The 14,394-nt window shown below is 61.3% G+C and carries 15 protein-coding genes and 1 tRNA gene; 8 read left to right on the top strand and 8 right to left on the bottom strand.

Features of this window, described 5'->3' with window-relative positions; all coding sequences use genetic code 11:
• The first annotated feature begins 11 nt into the window (after positions 1 to 11).
• Both ACIP02_RS03920 and ACIP02_RS03915 read left to right on the top strand, forming a co-directional pair.
• Positions 12 to 1,160, top strand: coding sequence for a beta-glucosidase (locus ACIP02_RS03920; protein ID WP_400613424.1), 1,149 nt, complete (start codon positions 12 to 14; stop codon positions 1,158 to 1,160).
• Positions 1,150 to 2,919, top strand: coding sequence for an ABC transporter ATP-binding protein (locus tag ACIP02_RS03915; RefSeq protein ID WP_400613422.1), 1,770 nt, complete (start codon positions 1,150 to 1,152; stop codon positions 2,917 to 2,919). Before ACIP02_RS03920 ends, ACIP02_RS03915 begins: the two co-directional genes overlap by 11 nt.
• A 152-nt stretch (positions 2,920 to 3,071) precedes the next feature.
• Here the strand turns inward: ACIP02_RS03915 and mqo are convergent, their stop codons facing one another.
• Both mqo and ACIP02_RS03905 read right to left on the bottom strand, forming a co-directional pair.
• Positions 3,072 to 4,709 (bottom strand): malate dehydrogenase (quinone), encoded by a 1,638-nt coding sequence (mqo, locus tag ACIP02_RS03910; RefSeq protein WP_400613419.1) that lies wholly within the window; start codon positions 4,707 to 4,709, stop codon positions 3,072 to 3,074.
• Positions 4,710 to 5,036: 327 nt separating this feature from the next.
• Complete coding sequence (locus ACIP02_RS03905; protein WP_003254720.1) at positions 5,037 to 5,228, bottom strand: YhfL family protein; 192 nt, start codon at positions 5,226 to 5,228, stop codon at positions 5,037 to 5,039.
• A 256-nt stretch (positions 5,229 to 5,484) separates the two neighbouring features.
• Here ACIP02_RS03905 and ACIP02_RS03900 point away from each other — a divergent pair, with 256 nt between their 5' ends.
• From ACIP02_RS03900 to ACIP02_RS03885, 4 genes are all read left to right on the top strand, one after another.
• On the top strand, positions 5,485 to 6,102 hold the full coding sequence (locus ACIP02_RS03900; RefSeq protein WP_400613416.1) for a LysE family transporter: 618 nt from the start codon (positions 5,485 to 5,487) through the stop codon (positions 6,100 to 6,102).
• Positions 6,103 to 6,892: 790 nt separating this feature from the next.
• Positions 6,893 to 7,165: a DUF3077 domain-containing protein gene (locus tag ACIP02_RS03895; protein ID WP_400613414.1), complete on the top strand. Its 273-nt coding sequence runs from the start codon at positions 6,893 to 6,895 to the stop codon at positions 7,163 to 7,165.
• A 135-nt stretch (positions 7,166 to 7,300) separates the two neighbouring features.
• Entirely contained in the window at positions 7,301 to 7,483 is a 183-nt protein-coding gene (locus ACIP02_RS03890; protein ID WP_119369101.1) for a type II toxin-antitoxin system HicA family toxin, read from the top strand.
• A 39-nt stretch (positions 7,484 to 7,522) separates the two neighbouring features.
• Positions 7,523 to 7,924 (top strand): type II toxin-antitoxin system HicB family antitoxin, encoded by a 402-nt coding sequence (locus tag ACIP02_RS03885; protein WP_400613412.1) that lies wholly within the window; start codon positions 7,523 to 7,525, stop codon positions 7,922 to 7,924.
• A gap of 257 nt (positions 7,925 to 8,181) precedes the next feature.
• Here the strand turns inward: ACIP02_RS03885 and ACIP02_RS03880 are convergent.
• The 5 genes from ACIP02_RS03880 to dapA all read right to left on the bottom strand — a co-directional run bounded on the left by ACIP02_RS03880 (position 8,182) and on the right by dapA (position 11,887).
• Positions 8,182 to 8,271 (bottom strand) — tRNA-Ser (locus ACIP02_RS03880).
• A gap of 91 nt (positions 8,272 to 8,362) precedes the next feature.
• Positions 8,363 to 9,073 carry a phosphoribosylaminoimidazolesuccinocarboxamide synthase gene (gene purC / locus ACIP02_RS03875; RefSeq protein ID WP_400613410.1) on the bottom strand — a complete coding sequence of 237 codons (711 nt, stop codon included), beginning with the start codon at positions 9,071 to 9,073 and terminating at the stop codon, positions 8,363 to 8,365.
• Positions 9,074 to 9,103: 30 nt separating this feature from the next.
• Complete coding sequence (locus ACIP02_RS03870) at positions 9,104 to 9,862, bottom strand: MBL fold metallo-hydrolase (protein WP_400613407.1); 759 nt, start codon at positions 9,860 to 9,862, stop codon at positions 9,104 to 9,106.
• Positions 9,863 to 10,984 (bottom strand): outer membrane protein assembly factor BamC, encoded by a 1,122-nt coding sequence (gene bamC / locus ACIP02_RS03865; protein ID WP_400613405.1) that lies wholly within the window; start codon positions 10,982 to 10,984, stop codon positions 9,863 to 9,865.
• A 15-nt stretch (positions 10,985 to 10,999) separates the two neighbouring features.
• The gene (gene dapA / locus ACIP02_RS03860; RefSeq protein WP_400613403.1) at positions 11,000 to 11,887 is read right to left on the bottom strand and encodes a 4-hydroxy-tetrahydrodipicolinate synthase; all 888 of its coding nucleotides are present in this window, start codon (positions 11,885 to 11,887) and stop codon (positions 11,000 to 11,002) included.
• A gap of 259 nt (positions 11,888 to 12,146) precedes the next feature.
• Between dapA and ACIP02_RS03855 the strand changes: the two genes are divergently transcribed.
• Positions 12,147 to 12,707 carry a glycine cleavage system protein R gene (locus ACIP02_RS03855; protein ID WP_003254741.1) on the top strand — a complete coding sequence of 187 codons (561 nt, stop codon included), beginning with the start codon at positions 12,147 to 12,149 and terminating at the stop codon, positions 12,705 to 12,707.
• Positions 12,708 to 12,718: 11 nt separating this feature from the next.
• Positions 12,719 to 13,192 (top strand): peroxiredoxin, encoded by a 474-nt coding sequence (locus ACIP02_RS03850; RefSeq protein WP_400613400.1) that lies wholly within the window; start codon positions 12,719 to 12,721, stop codon positions 13,190 to 13,192.
• Between the two features lie 116 nt (positions 13,193 to 13,308).
• On the opposite strand, the gene ACIP02_RS03845 is transcribed toward ACIP02_RS03850, so the two are convergent.
• Positions 13,309 to 14,379, bottom strand: coding sequence for an AI-2E family transporter (locus tag ACIP02_RS03845; RefSeq protein WP_400613398.1), 1,071 nt, complete (start codon positions 14,377 to 14,379; stop codon positions 13,309 to 13,311).
• Positions 14,380 to 14,394: the final 15 nt, after the last annotated feature.

Here is a 14,394-nt window from a genome sequence, read left to right as displayed (position 1 = left end):
TTGGGGTACTGATGGATCACGAACAGCTGTTGCGCAGCTTTGTCATGGCGGGGTACGAGTGCTCGGCCCAGCGGCGCCACGACGGTCGCCGGCTGGATATGCTGCACGCCACCGGCCATGCGCGCTGGGCCGAGCAAGACTACCAACAGCTGGCAGCGCTGGGCATTCACAGTGTGCGTGATGGCGTGCGCTGGCACCTGATCGACCGGCGGCCGTATCAGTACGACTGGTCAGAGGTGTTGCCGATGATCGCAGCAGCCCGCCGTACTGGCATTCAAGTGGTCTGGGACCTTTGCCATTACGGCTACCCGGACGACCTGGACATCTGGCGACCGGCGTTCGTCGAGCGCTTTGCCCGCTTCGCCGCCGCTTTTGCCAGCCTGCTGGCCGACGGCGGCGAACACGCACCGCTGCTATCGCCGATCAACGAAATTTCATTTTGGAGCTGGGCCGGTGGCGAGGTTGGCTATTTCAACCCGTGCGCCACCGGGCGCGGCCAGGAACTCAAGCACCAGCTTGTGCGCGCCAGCATTGCAGCCATCCAGGCCATCCGCGAAGTGGTGCCGGCAGCGCGCTTCCTGCAATGCGACCCGCTGATCAACGTGTTGCCCACCAGCCGGCGGGCCGAACACATCGCCGCTGCCGAAGCCTACCGGCTGGCGCAATACGAAAGCTGGGACCTGCTGACCGGGCGAAGCTGGCCGGGGCTAGGCGGCCAGGAAGCTTGCCTGGATATCGTCGGGGCCAATTTCTACCCGCAAAACCAGTGGTACTTTTCGGGCGAGAAAATACCACCAGGCCACGCCGATTTCCGGCCATTGCAGGGCATGCTCAGCGAGCTGCATCAGCGCTACCAACGCCCTGTACTGCTGGCCGAGACCGGCGCCGAGGACACCGCCCGGGTGCCCTGGCTGTGCTATGTCAGCGCGCAGCTGCAACTGGCCCGCAGTCGGGGTGTGCCGATCATCGGGCTGTGCTGGTACCCGTTTCTGGATTATCCGGGCTGGGATGATGACCGCTACTGCCCGACGGGGGTGTTCGGTTATCCCGATGCCAGCGGCAGCCGGGCGCCCTTCCATCCCCTGCACCTGGCGTTGCAGCAAACCTCGGCGCAGATGAACCGGCAACACTGCAACCCGCGGGTCAGCCATGAACCCTGAGCAGCGTGACTCGCCGCTATTGTCTGACCGGCCGGTGGCGTTCCTGTGGCGTTACGTTAAACGCAGGCCGTGGCCCTTTGCCGCGTTGCTGGCGCTGATCGTGGGTGCGGCCAGCTGCGCGGTAGCCGTGCAGTACGGCATGAAACTGCTGGTGGATGCCATGGCCGACGGCCCACAGGGCGCCGGGCGGGTATGGTTGCCGTTCGCGTTGTTCATCAGCTTGATCGTGGTGGAAAACCTGTTCTGGCGCAGCGGCGGCTACCTGGGTTGTCGCACGGTGGTGGCCAGTTGCGCCGACCTGCGTATCGAATTGTTCAACCACCTGACCGGCCACCCGATGCGCTACTTCACCCAGCATTTCGCCGGTGCCTTGGCCAACCGGATATCCTCTGCCGGCGCGGCGGCGGGCTCCATCTATGGCGGGCTAGCCTGGAAAATCATTCCGCCCTGTGTCGATTTCGTCGGCGCTGTGATCGTGTTATTGACGGTTCAGGTGACGATGGGCCTGGCCCTGATCGCCAGTGTATTGGCCGTGGCCACACTGATCACGGTAATGGGCATTCGCGGCCGCAGCCGGCATATCGACTTCGCCGCGCAATCGGCCCGGGTGGGTGGCGAGATTGTCGATCAGGTCAACAACGTCTGGACCATCAAGGCATTCTCGGCACGCGAGCGCGAACGTCGCCGCCTCGAGCAAGCCATCGGGGTCGAAGCCACGGCGCAGAAACGCAGCTGGATCTACCTGGAGAAAGCCAGGGTGGTGCATGACCTGTGCCTGTCGGTGATGGCCGGCGCCATGCTCGGGTGGGCCATCGTGCAGTGGCGAGCAGGCCAGGTCACGGCCGGGGACGTGGTCATGGTCAGCGCGCTGACCTTCCGCATTCTGCATGGCTCGCGCGACCTGGCGCTGGCCTTGGTGGATACCTCGCAGCAGCTTGGGGTAATTGCCGAAACCCTGCGCATCATCGTCCAGCCCCACGCCTTGGCAGACACCCCCAAGGAGCTGCCCAGCAGCCACGGCAGCATCCGCTTCATCGATGTCAGCTACCGTCACGGCAACGGCCAGCGGGTATTCCAGCACTTGTTTCTGGACATACCTTCCGGGCAGAAAGTGGGCATCGTCGGCCCCTCCGGTGCCGGCAAATCCACCCTGATCAGCCTGGTACAGCGACTGGATGACGTGCAAGGCGGGGTGATTCTGATTGATGAACATGACCTGCGCACCGTCAGCCAGGACAGCCTGCGACGGCAAATTGCAGTAGTACCCCAGGAGCCAGCGCTGTTTCACCGCAGCGTGCTGGAGAACATAGGCTACGGCCAGCCGGATGCCACCCCGCAGCAGATCATGCAGGCCGCGCATCAGGCGCATTGCGACGATTTCATCCGCGCCCTGCCCCAGGGCTATGCCACCCGCGTGGGCGAGCGCGGGGTGATGCTGTCCGGCGGACAACGCCAGCGGCTAGGCCTGGCCAGGGCATTTCTGAAAAATGCACCGATACTGATCCTCGACGAAGCCACCTCCGCACTGGATTCAACCTCCGAAGCGCAGATCCAACAGGCCCTGGATGAGCTCATGAAAGGGCGCACCGTGCTGGCTGTGGCGCATCGCTTGTCAACCGTGGCCCGGTTCGACCGGATCATCGTCTTACGCAACGGGCACATCGTCGAAGACGGCCCGCCCGACACCCTGCGCCATGCAGGCGGGACGTTTCAACGGCTGTGGGAAGCCCAGGGCATGGCACTCGGTGTGACCCGGTAGCGGTTCCCGTCCCGGCCTCTTCGCGGGTGAACCCGCTCCCACACCGGTAACGCTCCCCTTGTAGGAGCGGGTTCACCCGCGAAGAGGCCCGCACAGGCAAAAAAAAGCCACAAGGTCTCCCCCGTGGCTTTCCTTCACAACAAGGCGGCCGCTTACAGCGCCATGTCATTCTCAGGCTTGCTTTCAACCGGCTGGCTCGGCGCAACGGTGGTACCGACGCTGGCGTCGATCACCGGTGGCTTCTCCAGCTGCAGCACTTCAGCCGTGTAGTTCCACTCTTTCTGAGTGGCCGCTGCCGAGTCGTTCAGCTTGGTGCCGTAGCTCGGTACGATTTCCTTGATCTTGGCCTGCCACTCTGGGGTAGCCACCTTCTCCTTGAACACGGTTTCCAGCACGTTCAGCATGATCGGCGCAGCGGTCGAGGCACCTGGCGAGGCGCCCAGCAGGCCGGCGATGGTGCGATCCTGCGAAGCCACCACTTCGGTACCCAGCTTCAGCACGCCACCCTTCTCGGCATCACGCTTGATGATCTGCACGCGCTGGCCAGCCTGCCACAGTTTCCAGTCTTCCTTCTTGGCGTTCGGGAAGTAGGTGCGCAGGGCTTCGAAGCGGTCGTCGTCAGACAGCATCAGCTGGCCAGCGAGGTACTCGACCAGCGGGTACTGCTCGATACCGACCTTGGTCATTGGCCACACGTTGTGCATCGTGGTGCTGCCCAGCAGGTCCAGGTACGAACCGTTCTTCAGGAACTTGGTCGAGAAGGTGGCGAATGGGCCAAACAGGATCACGCGCTTGCCGTCCAGCACGCGGGTGTCCAGGTGCGGTACCGACATGGGTGGCGCACCGGTCGAGGCAATGCCGTAGGCCTTGGCCATGTGCTGCATGGCCACGGTCGGGTTCTCGGTTACCAGGAACGAACCGCCCACCGGGAACCCTGCGTATTCCTTGGCTTCAGGGATGCCCGACTTTTGCAGCAGCTTAAGTGCGCCACCGCCGGCACCAATGAACAGGAACTTGGCGTCGGTGGCCGACTCGGTACCGTCCTTCAGGTTCTTGTACTCGACGTGCCAGGAGCCGTCCTTGTTGCGGCTGATGTCCTGCACTTCGCTGGACAACTTCAGGTCAAACTTGTCCTGGGTCTGCAGGTGGCCAACGAACTGGCGGGTGATCTCGCCGAAGTTGACGTCGGTGCCGATTGGCGTCCAGGTCACGGCCAGCTTCTGGTTCGGGTCGCGACCTTCCATCATCAACGGGACCCACTTGGCGATCTGCGCGTGGTCCTCGGAGTACTGCATCGGGCGGAACAGCGGGCTGGCCTGCAGCGCGTCGTAACGCTTCTTCAGGAACTTGATGTTGTCATCGCCCCACACGAAGCTCATGTGCGGGGTGGTGTTGATGAACGAGTGCGGGTTCTTCAACACGCCCTGGCGTACCTGCCACGACCAGAACTGGCGGGAAATCTGGAACGCCTCGTTGATTTCGATGGCCTTGGCGATGTTGACGTTGCCGTCTTTGTCTTCCGGGGTGTAGTTAAGCTCGGCCAAGGCAGAGTGACCGGTACCGGCGTTGTTCCAGCCGTTGGAGCTTTCTTCGGCCACGCCGTCCAGGCGCTCGACCATTTCCATCGACCAGCTTGGCTCCAGCTCGTGCAGCCACACCGCCAGGGTAGAGCTCATGATGCCGCCGCCGACCAGCAGCACGTCTACTTTCTTGGTTTCTGCGGCGTGCGCTTGCATGAAGCTTGCAGCGACAGCCAGACCCAGCAAGGTCTTGCCAGCTTTCTTGAACATTGATCAATTCCAGTCATAAGAACAGAGGGAGGGCCTGTGGCTGGCCCCGGTAAAGCGTGTTCTTCAGCGCAGGCTTGTTATTGATCATTGTTCAGCAGCCAGAGAACCAGAAAACGACTCGGCCTTTTGTCGAATTGACCGACAAGGCTGAATCGTTTTTCTGATTGTATCTGAAATGCCAGCACAAACAAATTGCAGGCCGATGCGCAAGGCGACGGGTTGCCCCAGCGGCGGATTGTCACGCTCAAAAACAAAAACCCCCGGCCATATACATGACCGGGGGCCTTGGATCACGCCGCAAGCGCCGCGATCAGGGTACCGCCAAGATTACTGCTGCTGAGGCAGTTTATCGATTGGGCCGCAGCCACCGATGATCTTGGAGATGGAAACCGAAGGGTGGAACAGGTAGTCGTAGGTGCAGTTTTTCGGTTGGTTGTAGACCTGGCCAGTGCAACCCGACAGCAGGGCAACACCCGATACGACAGCAACGGCAACAGTGGCCTTGAACAGCTTTTTCATTACTCAGTCCTTTAAATGAATCATCTTCGGCCATCGTCTGATGGCGGCGGGATGATACAGAAACTGAGCTTTGGATCCAAGTCGCTGGCAGCACAAGTTTATTGCAGGCGTGCAACAACAAGATGTTGCGCAATAAATATCGGCTATTCCAGAAAATTCGGCGGTTATTTGCAATTTCGCGAGACTCGGTTGAAATGCAGGCCGGTGACGACGATAGTTTTGAACCCTGCCTTCGCACTGCCCAACAGGAGTTCCCATGCTCGGCGTTACCGACTACGGCGCGTTCGTCATCGCCTTCATCATCGTCCTGGCCATCCCGGGCCCGGGCAACTTCGCCCTGATCACCGCCACCGGCAAGGGCGGCATCAAGGCCGGCATGGCCGCAACCTGTGGGGTAATCCTGGGTGACCAGGTGCTGTTGTGGCTGGCGGTGGCCGGCGTGGCCACCCTGCTCGCCGCCTACCCCGCTGCCTTCCACGTGGTGCAATGGGCCGGTGCGGCGTACCTGGCCTACCTGGGCCTGCGCATGGTGCTGAGCAAACCCGGCGGCGCACCACGCGCCAGCCGTATGGACAACGGCCAATACCTGCGCCAGACCATGCTGATCACCCTGCTCAACCCCAAGGCGATCATGTTCTACATGGCGTTCTTCCCGCTGTTCGTCGACCCGGTGAAGCACCAGGGCCTGGTGACCTTCGGCTTCCTGGCGGCGACGGTGGCGGTGGTGACCTTCCTGTACGGGCTGATTGCCGTGGTGCTCACGCACCAACTGGCCGAACGCATGCGCGCCAACCCGCGTATTACCAATATGTTCGAGCGGCTGGCGGGGGCTTGCCTGGTGGGGTTTGGCATTAAACTGGCAGCTATGCGCTGATAAAGCTGGAGGGTATCCCCCAGCAAGCAGTAAGGGCTGACAGGTGCTTGCCTTGAGATATTGGGTGCCTGTGAGATCGAGCGCCGCCCGCGCGGCGCTTCGCGGCACAAGGCCGCTCCCACATCTGTTTCGGGCCAATTATTCCTGTGCCTTTGGCGCGCGCACCCTGTGTGCATGGCTGGAGATTGATGAAGTGCAGGGGCGCAACCGATATCGAATGGAACAGACAAGGCGGCCAGCGGTGAAATCACAGGAGTGAGTGGCCCGAAACAGACTGTGGGAGCGGGCTTGCCCCGCGAAGCGCCGCGCGGGCGGCGCTCGATCTCACAGGCGATGCTAAAAGCCCGCCGAGCACCTCGCATTTTCTTAACTGACTGGCATCACCGCCGGGCCTGCCCTTCCTACAGCAAAAACTCAGAAACATCCCCTTCCCGTTATGGCGGCAGTACGTGGGGCACCTTGTGTGCGCCGAGTCTCCGGAGTCCTCGGTCTGTCAACCCGCGTACCGCTGCCACCCCTCTTGTTTGACAGCAAGTCCGTAGCAGCCCGACTGACTCTGGAGTTACTTATGCTTAAGATGGTCCCCGATCCACCCTACTCCCTCGATTCGGCATTGATGCAAGTGCAGATGCGGCCGCATTTATCGGCTGAGCCGCACACCTTGCATTAGCAGGCCCGGCCTCTTCGCGGGTGAACCCGCTCCTACAACAGGACAGCGTAATCGTTGTAGGAGCGGGTTTACCCGCGAAAGGGCCAGTCCAGACAACGAGATTCCAGGGAGATAAACACAATGCCAACCGACAACACCCAAGAACCCACCACCGTCGGCAAAACCTGCTTCTACCAAGGCGAAAACAACACCCACCCGCTGTTCCGTATCGAACCCGGCATCCCCTGCCAGGACGCACGCGAACAGGCATCGGAACTGATGGGCTATGTGCGCGACCTGATCATCACCGGCCTGATGGAAGGCGACCAGAAACTGATCTGGGCCTCGCATTACCTCAGTGCGATGGACAAGGCCCTGCTGGATGATGCTGAGTTGGGGATGATGAAAAAATGAGCGGCAATATGCCAATAGTCAAACGGGCTTTGAGCAACACCATGGGCCTCTGGCTTCCCGGTTTCTCGAAAGCTCCGATTGTTCAATTATGCGCCTGGAGGTATGATTTTGACGTGGCAACACAAGGAGATGTAGGTGCAGAGCAGGCATTTGATAAAGGAGCTTCAGGCAGCCGGTTGGATCCTGAAACGTGTTACTGGAAGCCACCACATCTTCAAACACCCCAACAATCCGAACACCATCCCAGTGCCGCATCCGAAGAAAGATCTACCGATCGGCACAGTGAAAAGTATCAGGGAACGCGCCGGGTTGATCTAGCCCAGTCCTACCCTCTCCGTTGCGCTGAAGGAGAAAGCCATGCAATACCCAATCTGCATCGAATGGGGCGACGAAAACACCGCTATCGGCATTCAGATTCCCGACATCCCTGGCGCGGTAACTGCGGGCGACACTTTCGAAGAGGCCTATGCGGCAGCTATCGAGGTAGCCCACATCATGTTGGAAGAGATTGCCAGCAACGGGCAGGCCATCCCGATGCCTACCAGAGCGGCAATGCACCGGAACAATCCGGATTTCGCTGGCATGGGCTGGGGCATGCTGGAACTCGACATCACGCCGTACTTGGGCAAGACAGAGAAGGTCAACGTCACGTTACCTGGATTCGTCATTCAACAGATCGACCGGTATGTGCGTGATCACAATGTAAAGAGCAGGTCGTCGTTCCTGGCAGATGCAGCTATGGAAAAGCTGGGTCGGTAGATACAAAAAAGCCCCACTCTATGGCGGGGCTTTAGAGGAAAGGTTCGGTTTCGGCGCCAGCAATATCTGTTTCCCAGAAAAAGAAGGCCCGAACGTAATGCCGAACTAAGCCAGCACCAGAGGATCGGGCGCGATTGGCGATCATACTGCCGCCCGCACCTGTGATCTTCAAGCAACGGTGCTTATGAAAATGTATCAAAATGGATTCTGAAACGAAAAAGCCCCGCAGACGTAAATCTGCGGGGCTTAATCTTGTATGGCGGAGAGATAGGGATTTGAACCCTAGGTACTGTTGCCAGTACAACGGATTTCGAATCCGTCCCGTTCGACCACTCCGGCATCTCTCCAATGCCGCGCATCATACCAGCGTTCTTTTAAAACGCAAACCTTTTCTTAAAAAAAATCGCGTGGTATCAGGCGCTTGCGTGAACGTGCCGCTTACAGCGGCACGCCCAGGCGTTTGGCAACTTCTTCGTAAGCTTCGATCACGTCGCCCAGGCCCTGGCGGAAGCGGTCCTTGTCCATCTTCTTGCGGGTTTCTTTGTCCCACAGGCGGCAGCCGTCCGGGCTGAACTCGTCGCCCAGCACGATCTGGCCGTGGAATACGCCGAACTCCAGCTTGAAGTCGACCAGCAGCAGGCCGGCGTCATCGAACAGCTTGCTCAGCACTTCGTTGACCTTCAGCGACAGCTTCTTCATTTCTACCAGTTGCTCGGCGGTGCCCCAGCCGAACGCGACAACGTGGGATTCGTTGATGAAGGGGTCGCCCTTTTCGTCGTTCTTCAGGAACAGCTCGAAGGTGGATGGCTCCAGCTTGATGCCCTCCTCCACGCCCAGGCGCTTGACCAGGCTGCCAGCCGCGTAGTTACGCACTACGCATTCGACCGGGATCATGTCCAGCTTCTTCACCAGGCACTCGTTGTCGCCCAGCAGCTTGTCGAACTGGGTCGGCACGCCGGCTTCTTCCAGCTTTTGCATGATGAAGGCGTTGAACTTGTTGTTCACCGTGCCTTTGCGGTCGAGCTGTTCGATGCGCTTGCCGTCGAACGCCGAAGTGTCGTTACGGAACAGCAGGATCAAGCGGTCGGCGTCATCGGTCTTGTAAACCGATTTGGCCTTGCCGCGGTAGAGTTCGTCGCGTTTTTCCATGATTGGGCTCCGCTTGCTTGAGGTGTTGGGCTAGGCGATTTCGCGCCAGTCGAGCCCGTGTTCCTGATTCGCCACCTGGAGCCAGTCCGGGTCGCACCCAAGGGTGTCGACGAAGCACTGGCGGGCCAAGTGTGGCAGGTTGTTCTTGCTGCTGAGGTGGGCCAGCACCAGGTGTTGCAGGTTGTTCCAGCCCAACTCGTGCACCAGGCGCGCGGCCTGGTGATTGTTCAAATGCCCTTGCATGCCACCGACCCGCCGCTTCAAAAAGGCCGGGTAGTGACCGCGTGCCAGCAGGTCGCGGCAGTGGTTGGCCTCGATCAGCAGTGCATCCAGGCCCTGGTAACGTTCCAGCAGCAGCGCGTCGTACGAACCCAGGTCGGTGAGCATGCCGAAGCGCCGCTTGCCGTCACTCAGTACGTACTGCAATGGCTCGTAGGCGTCGTGCTCGACCCGCGCTGCGGTAACCTCCAGGCTGCCAACGCGCAGGCTTTCGCCACAAGCGAGAAAACCGGCCACCTCCACCGGCTTGCGCATGCCGCGCAACGTCCCTTGGCTGAGGTAGACCGGTACATTGTAGCGCCGTGACAGCAAGCCGACCCCATGCACGTGGTCGGCATGTTCGTGGGTGACCAGTACCGCACTGAGCTGGGCCGGCGTGACGCCGAGCAGCGCCAGGCGCCGCTCGGTTTCGCGCAGGGAAAAGCCGCAATCAACCAGGATGAACGTGTCACCACTGGCGATCAGCGTGCCGTTCCCTTGGCTGCCGCTTCCGAGTACCGCGAAGCGCACTTAACCCAGGTGGTCCTGAATGGCGCTCAGCACGCGGCGGGCGACATCGGCCGGAGCCACGGTGTTAATGTTTTTCTCGACCGTGACCTGCACGCTGTCACCCACCTTGCTCAGGCGTACCTGGTAGCGCTCGGCACGGGCTTCACGCTCTTCCTTGGTCGGCTCGCTGCCGAACATGCGGCTGAAGAAGCCCGGCTGGTTCTGCTTGTCGTCAGGCTTTTCCGACAGGTTGATGTAGTACAGGCCCAGGCTGCGGTTGATGTCTTCGACACGCCACTCGCCACCCTGCTCCAGGGCACGGCCAACGCCAGACCAGGCGCGGTCCAGGTCGGAGCCCAGGTACAGCACCGGGTTGCCGCTGCCGTCTTCGCTCAGGCTGACGCGGCTTGGCGCGTCGAAATCGCGCGCGGCCAGCAGCGATACCGAACCGCCCTTCTCGGCGCTGCGGTTCATGCTGGCAAGCATTTCGTCGACCAGCAGGGCATCGGCGCCAGTGTTGGCGGACGAGGACGGGAACGCAGGCTCGGCAGTGCTGCCAGCCGGGCGCTCGACGCTGACCACGTACACTTCGGAGGTGTTGCGCTGTACGCCAGGCTCCATGCGGACACGCACGCGCACTTCGCTGTCACCGCTGCTGGCAGTGCTGGCCAGGCGCTGGCCGAGCGACGCCGACAGCTCGTCGAAACGCTGCCAGGTGGTGTTGAATTCACCGGTTTGCGGGCGCTCTTCAGCGATGCGGAAGCCGTTGTCCTCGAAGAACTGGCGCGCCACCGGCCACACTTCGGCTGGCGAATGCTGGGCCAGTACCCAACGGCTGCTGCCGCTGCGCTGCAGGCTGTAATCGGTCACCTGGCCGGCACCACCGGCCAACGGTTGCGGGCGCGGCACTTCGAACTCGCCGCTGGCGGTGTCGTCAGCAACGTTACGCGGGATCGGCAGCAGCGGGTCAAGGCGCTTGACGTTGCTGGCGTCCGGCGGCAGCTGCATCGGTGCGGTCGGGTGCGCCTGCAGGTAATCGCTGCCGCGGTCGCGGAAATAGCCATCCTCGCCCCACAGCCAGCCACACCCACTGGTGCTGGAGATAATCAGGGCAAGGGCGGAAAGACCAGCCAGTCGCTTCATGCGGTGTACTTCCTCTTAAACCAGTACGCCGGACTGGCGCAAGGCAGTACGGACTTTGTCGTGGCAGCCTTCGCTCAGCCAGGTCAGTGGCAGGCGAATGCCCTTTTGCATCAGGCCCATTTCGACGAGCGCCCATTTCACCGGGATCGGGTTGGCTTCGCAGAACAGGTCTTTGTGCAGCGGCATGAGTTTTTCGTTGATCGCGCGGGCTTTCTCGGCATCGCCCGCAAGGGCAGCCTCGCACAGATCGGCCATTTCGCGCGGGGCGACGTTGGCGGTAACGGAGATGTTGCCCTTGCCACCCATCAGGATCAGCTCGACGGCAGTCGGGTCATCGCCGGACATGACGATGAAGTCGTTGCTGACGCCATCCAGGATGGCCTTGGCACGGGCCAGGTCGCCGGTGGCTTCCTTGATGCCGATGATGTTCGGCACAGTCGACAGGCGGATCACGGTCTCGGCCTGCATGTCGCAGGAGGTGCGGCCGGGAACGTTGTACAAGATCTGTGGGATGTCGACGGCTTCGGCAATGTGCTTGAAGTGCTGGTACAGGCCTTCTTGCGTCGGCTTGTTGTAGTACGGCACCACCAGCAGACAGGCGTCAGCGCCGGCATTCTTGGCATTCTGGGTCAGGTGCACGGCTTCGGCAGTGGAGTTGGCACCGGTGCCGGCGATGACCGGGATCGGTTTGTTGCTGCGCTTGACGCGCTCGACCACGTGCTTGATGACCAGGATGTGTTCTTCGACATCCAGCGTGGCCGACTCACCGGTAGTACCGACGGCGACGATCGCATGGGTGCCGTTTTCCAGGTGGAAGTCTACAAGTTTGTCGAGGCTGCCCCAGTCAACACGCCCTTGTGCATCCATGGGTGTGACCAATGCCACCATACTGCCCGCAATCATGTAACTGCTCCTGCCGGAAAAAGAGAGCGGTAATGGTACTGGGGGCATCGGCCTTGCACAAGCGAAGCAGGCGGGCGGAGCATTCCCCTCGGCGCCTTATTTCGCTACCCTTGATGCTTTGATCGGTGCAGCGCGGCCCGCCGGGCCGTCGACCTTGCTCCCCGCCAGCGTCCACGACCTCGCATGCGAGCCCCGGGCCCTGCCGACAGGAGGCTTTCGCCCGTCCTGTGCCGACCGCTCATCGCTTTAGGAATGCTGCATGTCCACCCCCACCGTCCGCGAACAATTCCTTGTTATCAGTGCCCTGGGGCCAAACCCCATGGAACTGGCCAACGTCCTCAGCCGCGCTGCCTTCGAGAACCGCTGCGCGGTGGTTACCTCGCGCCTGAGCCGCCACGGCGAGACCAGCGCCCTGGTGCTGCAAGTGGGCGGCAGCTGGGACGCCCTGGCGCGCCTTGAATCTACCCTGCCGGGCCTGGGCAAGAAGCACGGCCTGACCCTCGACGTGGTGCGCAGTGCCGACCAGGAAGTGCGCCCGCAGGCCCTGCCTTATGTGGCCTACGTCAGCGCCGCCTACCGCCCGGACATCATCAACGAGCTGTGCCAGTTCTTCCTCGACCACCGCGTCGAGCTGGAAGCCATGACCTGCGACACCTACCTGGCACCGCAGACCGGCAGCAGCATGCTCAACGCCCAGTTCACCGTAATTTTGCCGGCCGGCACCCAGATCAGCTGGCTGCGTGACCAGTTCCTGGACTTTGCCGATGCCCTGAACCTCGATGCGCTGATCGAGCCATGGCGTCCACAGAACCCAATGTAAGGAAACCGACCATGGCTGTAGCACTCGACCAAACTGTTGCCGACTTCCAGGCCCAGGCCACCAGCGGGCAAACCGTCAGCCTGGGCGAACTCAAGGGCCGGCAAGTGATGGTGTACTTCTACCCGAAGGACAGCACCCCGGGCTGCACCACTGAGGGCCAGGGTTTCCGCGACCAGCATGACGCCTTTGCTGCCGCCAACACCGTGGTGTTCGGCGTGTCGCGCGATGGCATCAAGTCGCATGAGAACTTCAAGGCCAAGCAAGGCTTCCCGTTCGAGCTGATCAGCGACAAGGACGAGGCCCTGTGCCAGCTGTTCGACGTCATCAAGCTGAAGAAGCTGTATGGCAAGGAATACATGGGCGTTGACCGCAGCACCTTCCTGATCGACAAGGACGGTGTGCTGCGCCAGGAATGGCGTGGGGTGAAGGTGCCGGGGCATGTGGATGCCGTGTTGGCGGCTGCTCAGGCTCTGGACAAGGCTTGAGATTGATTGGGGCCGCTTTGCGGCCCTTCGCGGGTAAACCCGCTCCTACAAGGGAAACGCGATCCCCTGTGTAGGAGCGGGTTTACCCGCGAAGGGCTGCAAAGCAGCCCCAAACATCAAAGCATCGGCGAAACGCTAGGCTCCTGCCGCGGCCAGGCATCCAGCACAGCCTTGATCAAGGTCGCCAGCGGGATCGCAAAGAAGATCCCCCAAAACCCCCACAACCCGCCAAACAGCAGCACCGCGCAAATGATTGCCACCGGGTGCAGGCTGACCGCCTCGGAAAACAGCAGCGGCACCAGCACGTTGCCATCCAGCGCCTGGATGATCGCGTACACCGTCATCAGGTAGATGAACTGGTCGCCCCAGCCCCACTGAAACAGCGCGATCAGGGTCACCGGCACGGTCACCACCACTGCGCCCACGTAAGGCACCACCACCGACAGCCCCACCAACAACGCCAACAGCGCGGCGTAGTTGAGCCCCAGGCTGATGAAGGCAATGTAAGTGGCAATGCCGCAGATCAGAATCTCGATGCCCTTGCCGCGGATATAGTTGGCAATCTGCCGGTTCATCTCGCTGCCTACCCGGTTCAGCAGGGTGCGTCGGCGCGGCAGGTAGCCGCTGACCCAGCGGCCAATCAGCTCTCGGTCCTTGAGGAAGAAAAACACCAGGATCGGCACCAGCACCAAGTAGATCATGGCATTGACCAACAGCGGCAGGCTGGACAGCGAGAAGGTCAGCGCCCATTGCCCGAACTTGCCGATTTCACCGCGTACCGATTCGATGGCATGCAGCACCTGCTCATCCGACACCAGGTGCGGGTAGCGCTCAGGCAACAGCAACAGCAGTGATTGCCATTTGCCGAGCATCCCCGGCAGCTCGTTGAACAGGGTGATCAACTGGTGCCACAGCAGCGGCACCAGCACTAGCATGAATAGCGCCAGCGCGCCCATGAACAGGGCAAACACCAGCATTACCGCCAACCGCGTCGGCACCCGCAGACGCTCCAGGGCGTTGACCAGGCCCTGCATCAGGAACGCCAGCACCATGCCCGCCAACACCGGCGCGAGCATGCCGCCCAGGGTGAGCACGGCCGTGAAAGCCAGAAACAACAGGACCGCCAGCACCACGGCTTCTTCATCGGAGAAGTAGCGCTGCATCCAGTCGCGAAGCACTTTGAACATTGACGATCCTTGGAA

The organism is Pseudomonas sp. NPDC089408, from assembly GCF_044749445.1.
Taxonomy (GTDB): Bacteria; Pseudomonadota; Gammaproteobacteria; order Pseudomonadales; family Pseudomonadaceae; genus Aquipseudomonas.
The sequence above is the reverse complement of the archived record's forward strand: the minus strand, read 5'-3'. Positions and strand labels throughout refer to the sequence as shown.

Excerpts from the sequence above, each read along its gene's own strand:
- ACIP02_RS03920 (WP_400613424.1), top strand. The coding sequence starts at position 12 with ATGGATCACGAACAGCTGTTGCGCAGCTTTGTCATGGCGGGGTACGAG.
- ACIP02_RS03915 (WP_400613422.1), top strand. The coding sequence starts at position 1,150 with ATGAACCCTGAGCAGCGTGACTCGCCGCTATTGTCTGACCGGCCGGTG.
- mqo (WP_400613419.1), bottom strand. The coding sequence starts at position 4,709 with ATGTTCAAGAAAGCTGGCAAGACCTTGCTGGGTCTGGCTGTCGCTGCA.
- ACIP02_RS03905 (WP_003254720.1), bottom strand. The coding sequence starts at position 5,228 with ATGAAAAAGCTGTTCAAGGCCACTGTTGCCGTTGCTGTCGTATCGGGT.
- ACIP02_RS03900 (WP_400613416.1), top strand. The coding sequence starts at position 5,485 with ATGCTCGGCGTTACCGACTACGGCGCGTTCGTCATCGCCTTCATCATC.
- ACIP02_RS03895 (WP_400613414.1), top strand. The coding sequence starts at position 6,893 with ATGCCAACCGACAACACCCAAGAACCCACCACCGTCGGCAAAACCTGC.
- ACIP02_RS03885 (WP_400613412.1), top strand. The coding sequence starts at position 7,523 with ATGCAATACCCAATCTGCATCGAATGGGGCGACGAAAACACCGCTATC.
- purC (WP_400613410.1), bottom strand. The coding sequence starts at position 9,073 with ATGGAAAAACGCGACGAACTCTACCGCGGCAAGGCCAAATCGGTTTAC.
- bamC (WP_400613405.1), bottom strand. The coding sequence starts at position 10,984 with ATGAAGCGACTGGCTGGTCTTTCCGCCCTTGCCCTGATTATCTCCAGC.
- dapA (WP_400613403.1), bottom strand. The coding sequence starts at position 11,887 with ATGATTGCGGGCAGTATGGTGGCATTGGTCACACCCATGGATGCACAA.
- ACIP02_RS03855 (WP_003254741.1), top strand. The coding sequence starts at position 12,147 with ATGTCCACCCCCACCGTCCGCGAACAATTCCTTGTTATCAGTGCCCTG.
- ACIP02_RS03850 (WP_400613400.1), top strand. The coding sequence starts at position 12,719 with ATGGCTGTAGCACTCGACCAAACTGTTGCCGACTTCCAGGCCCAGGCC.
- ACIP02_RS03845 (WP_400613398.1), bottom strand. The coding sequence starts at position 14,379 with ATGTTCAAAGTGCTTCGCGACTGGATGCAGCGCTACTTCTCCGATGAA.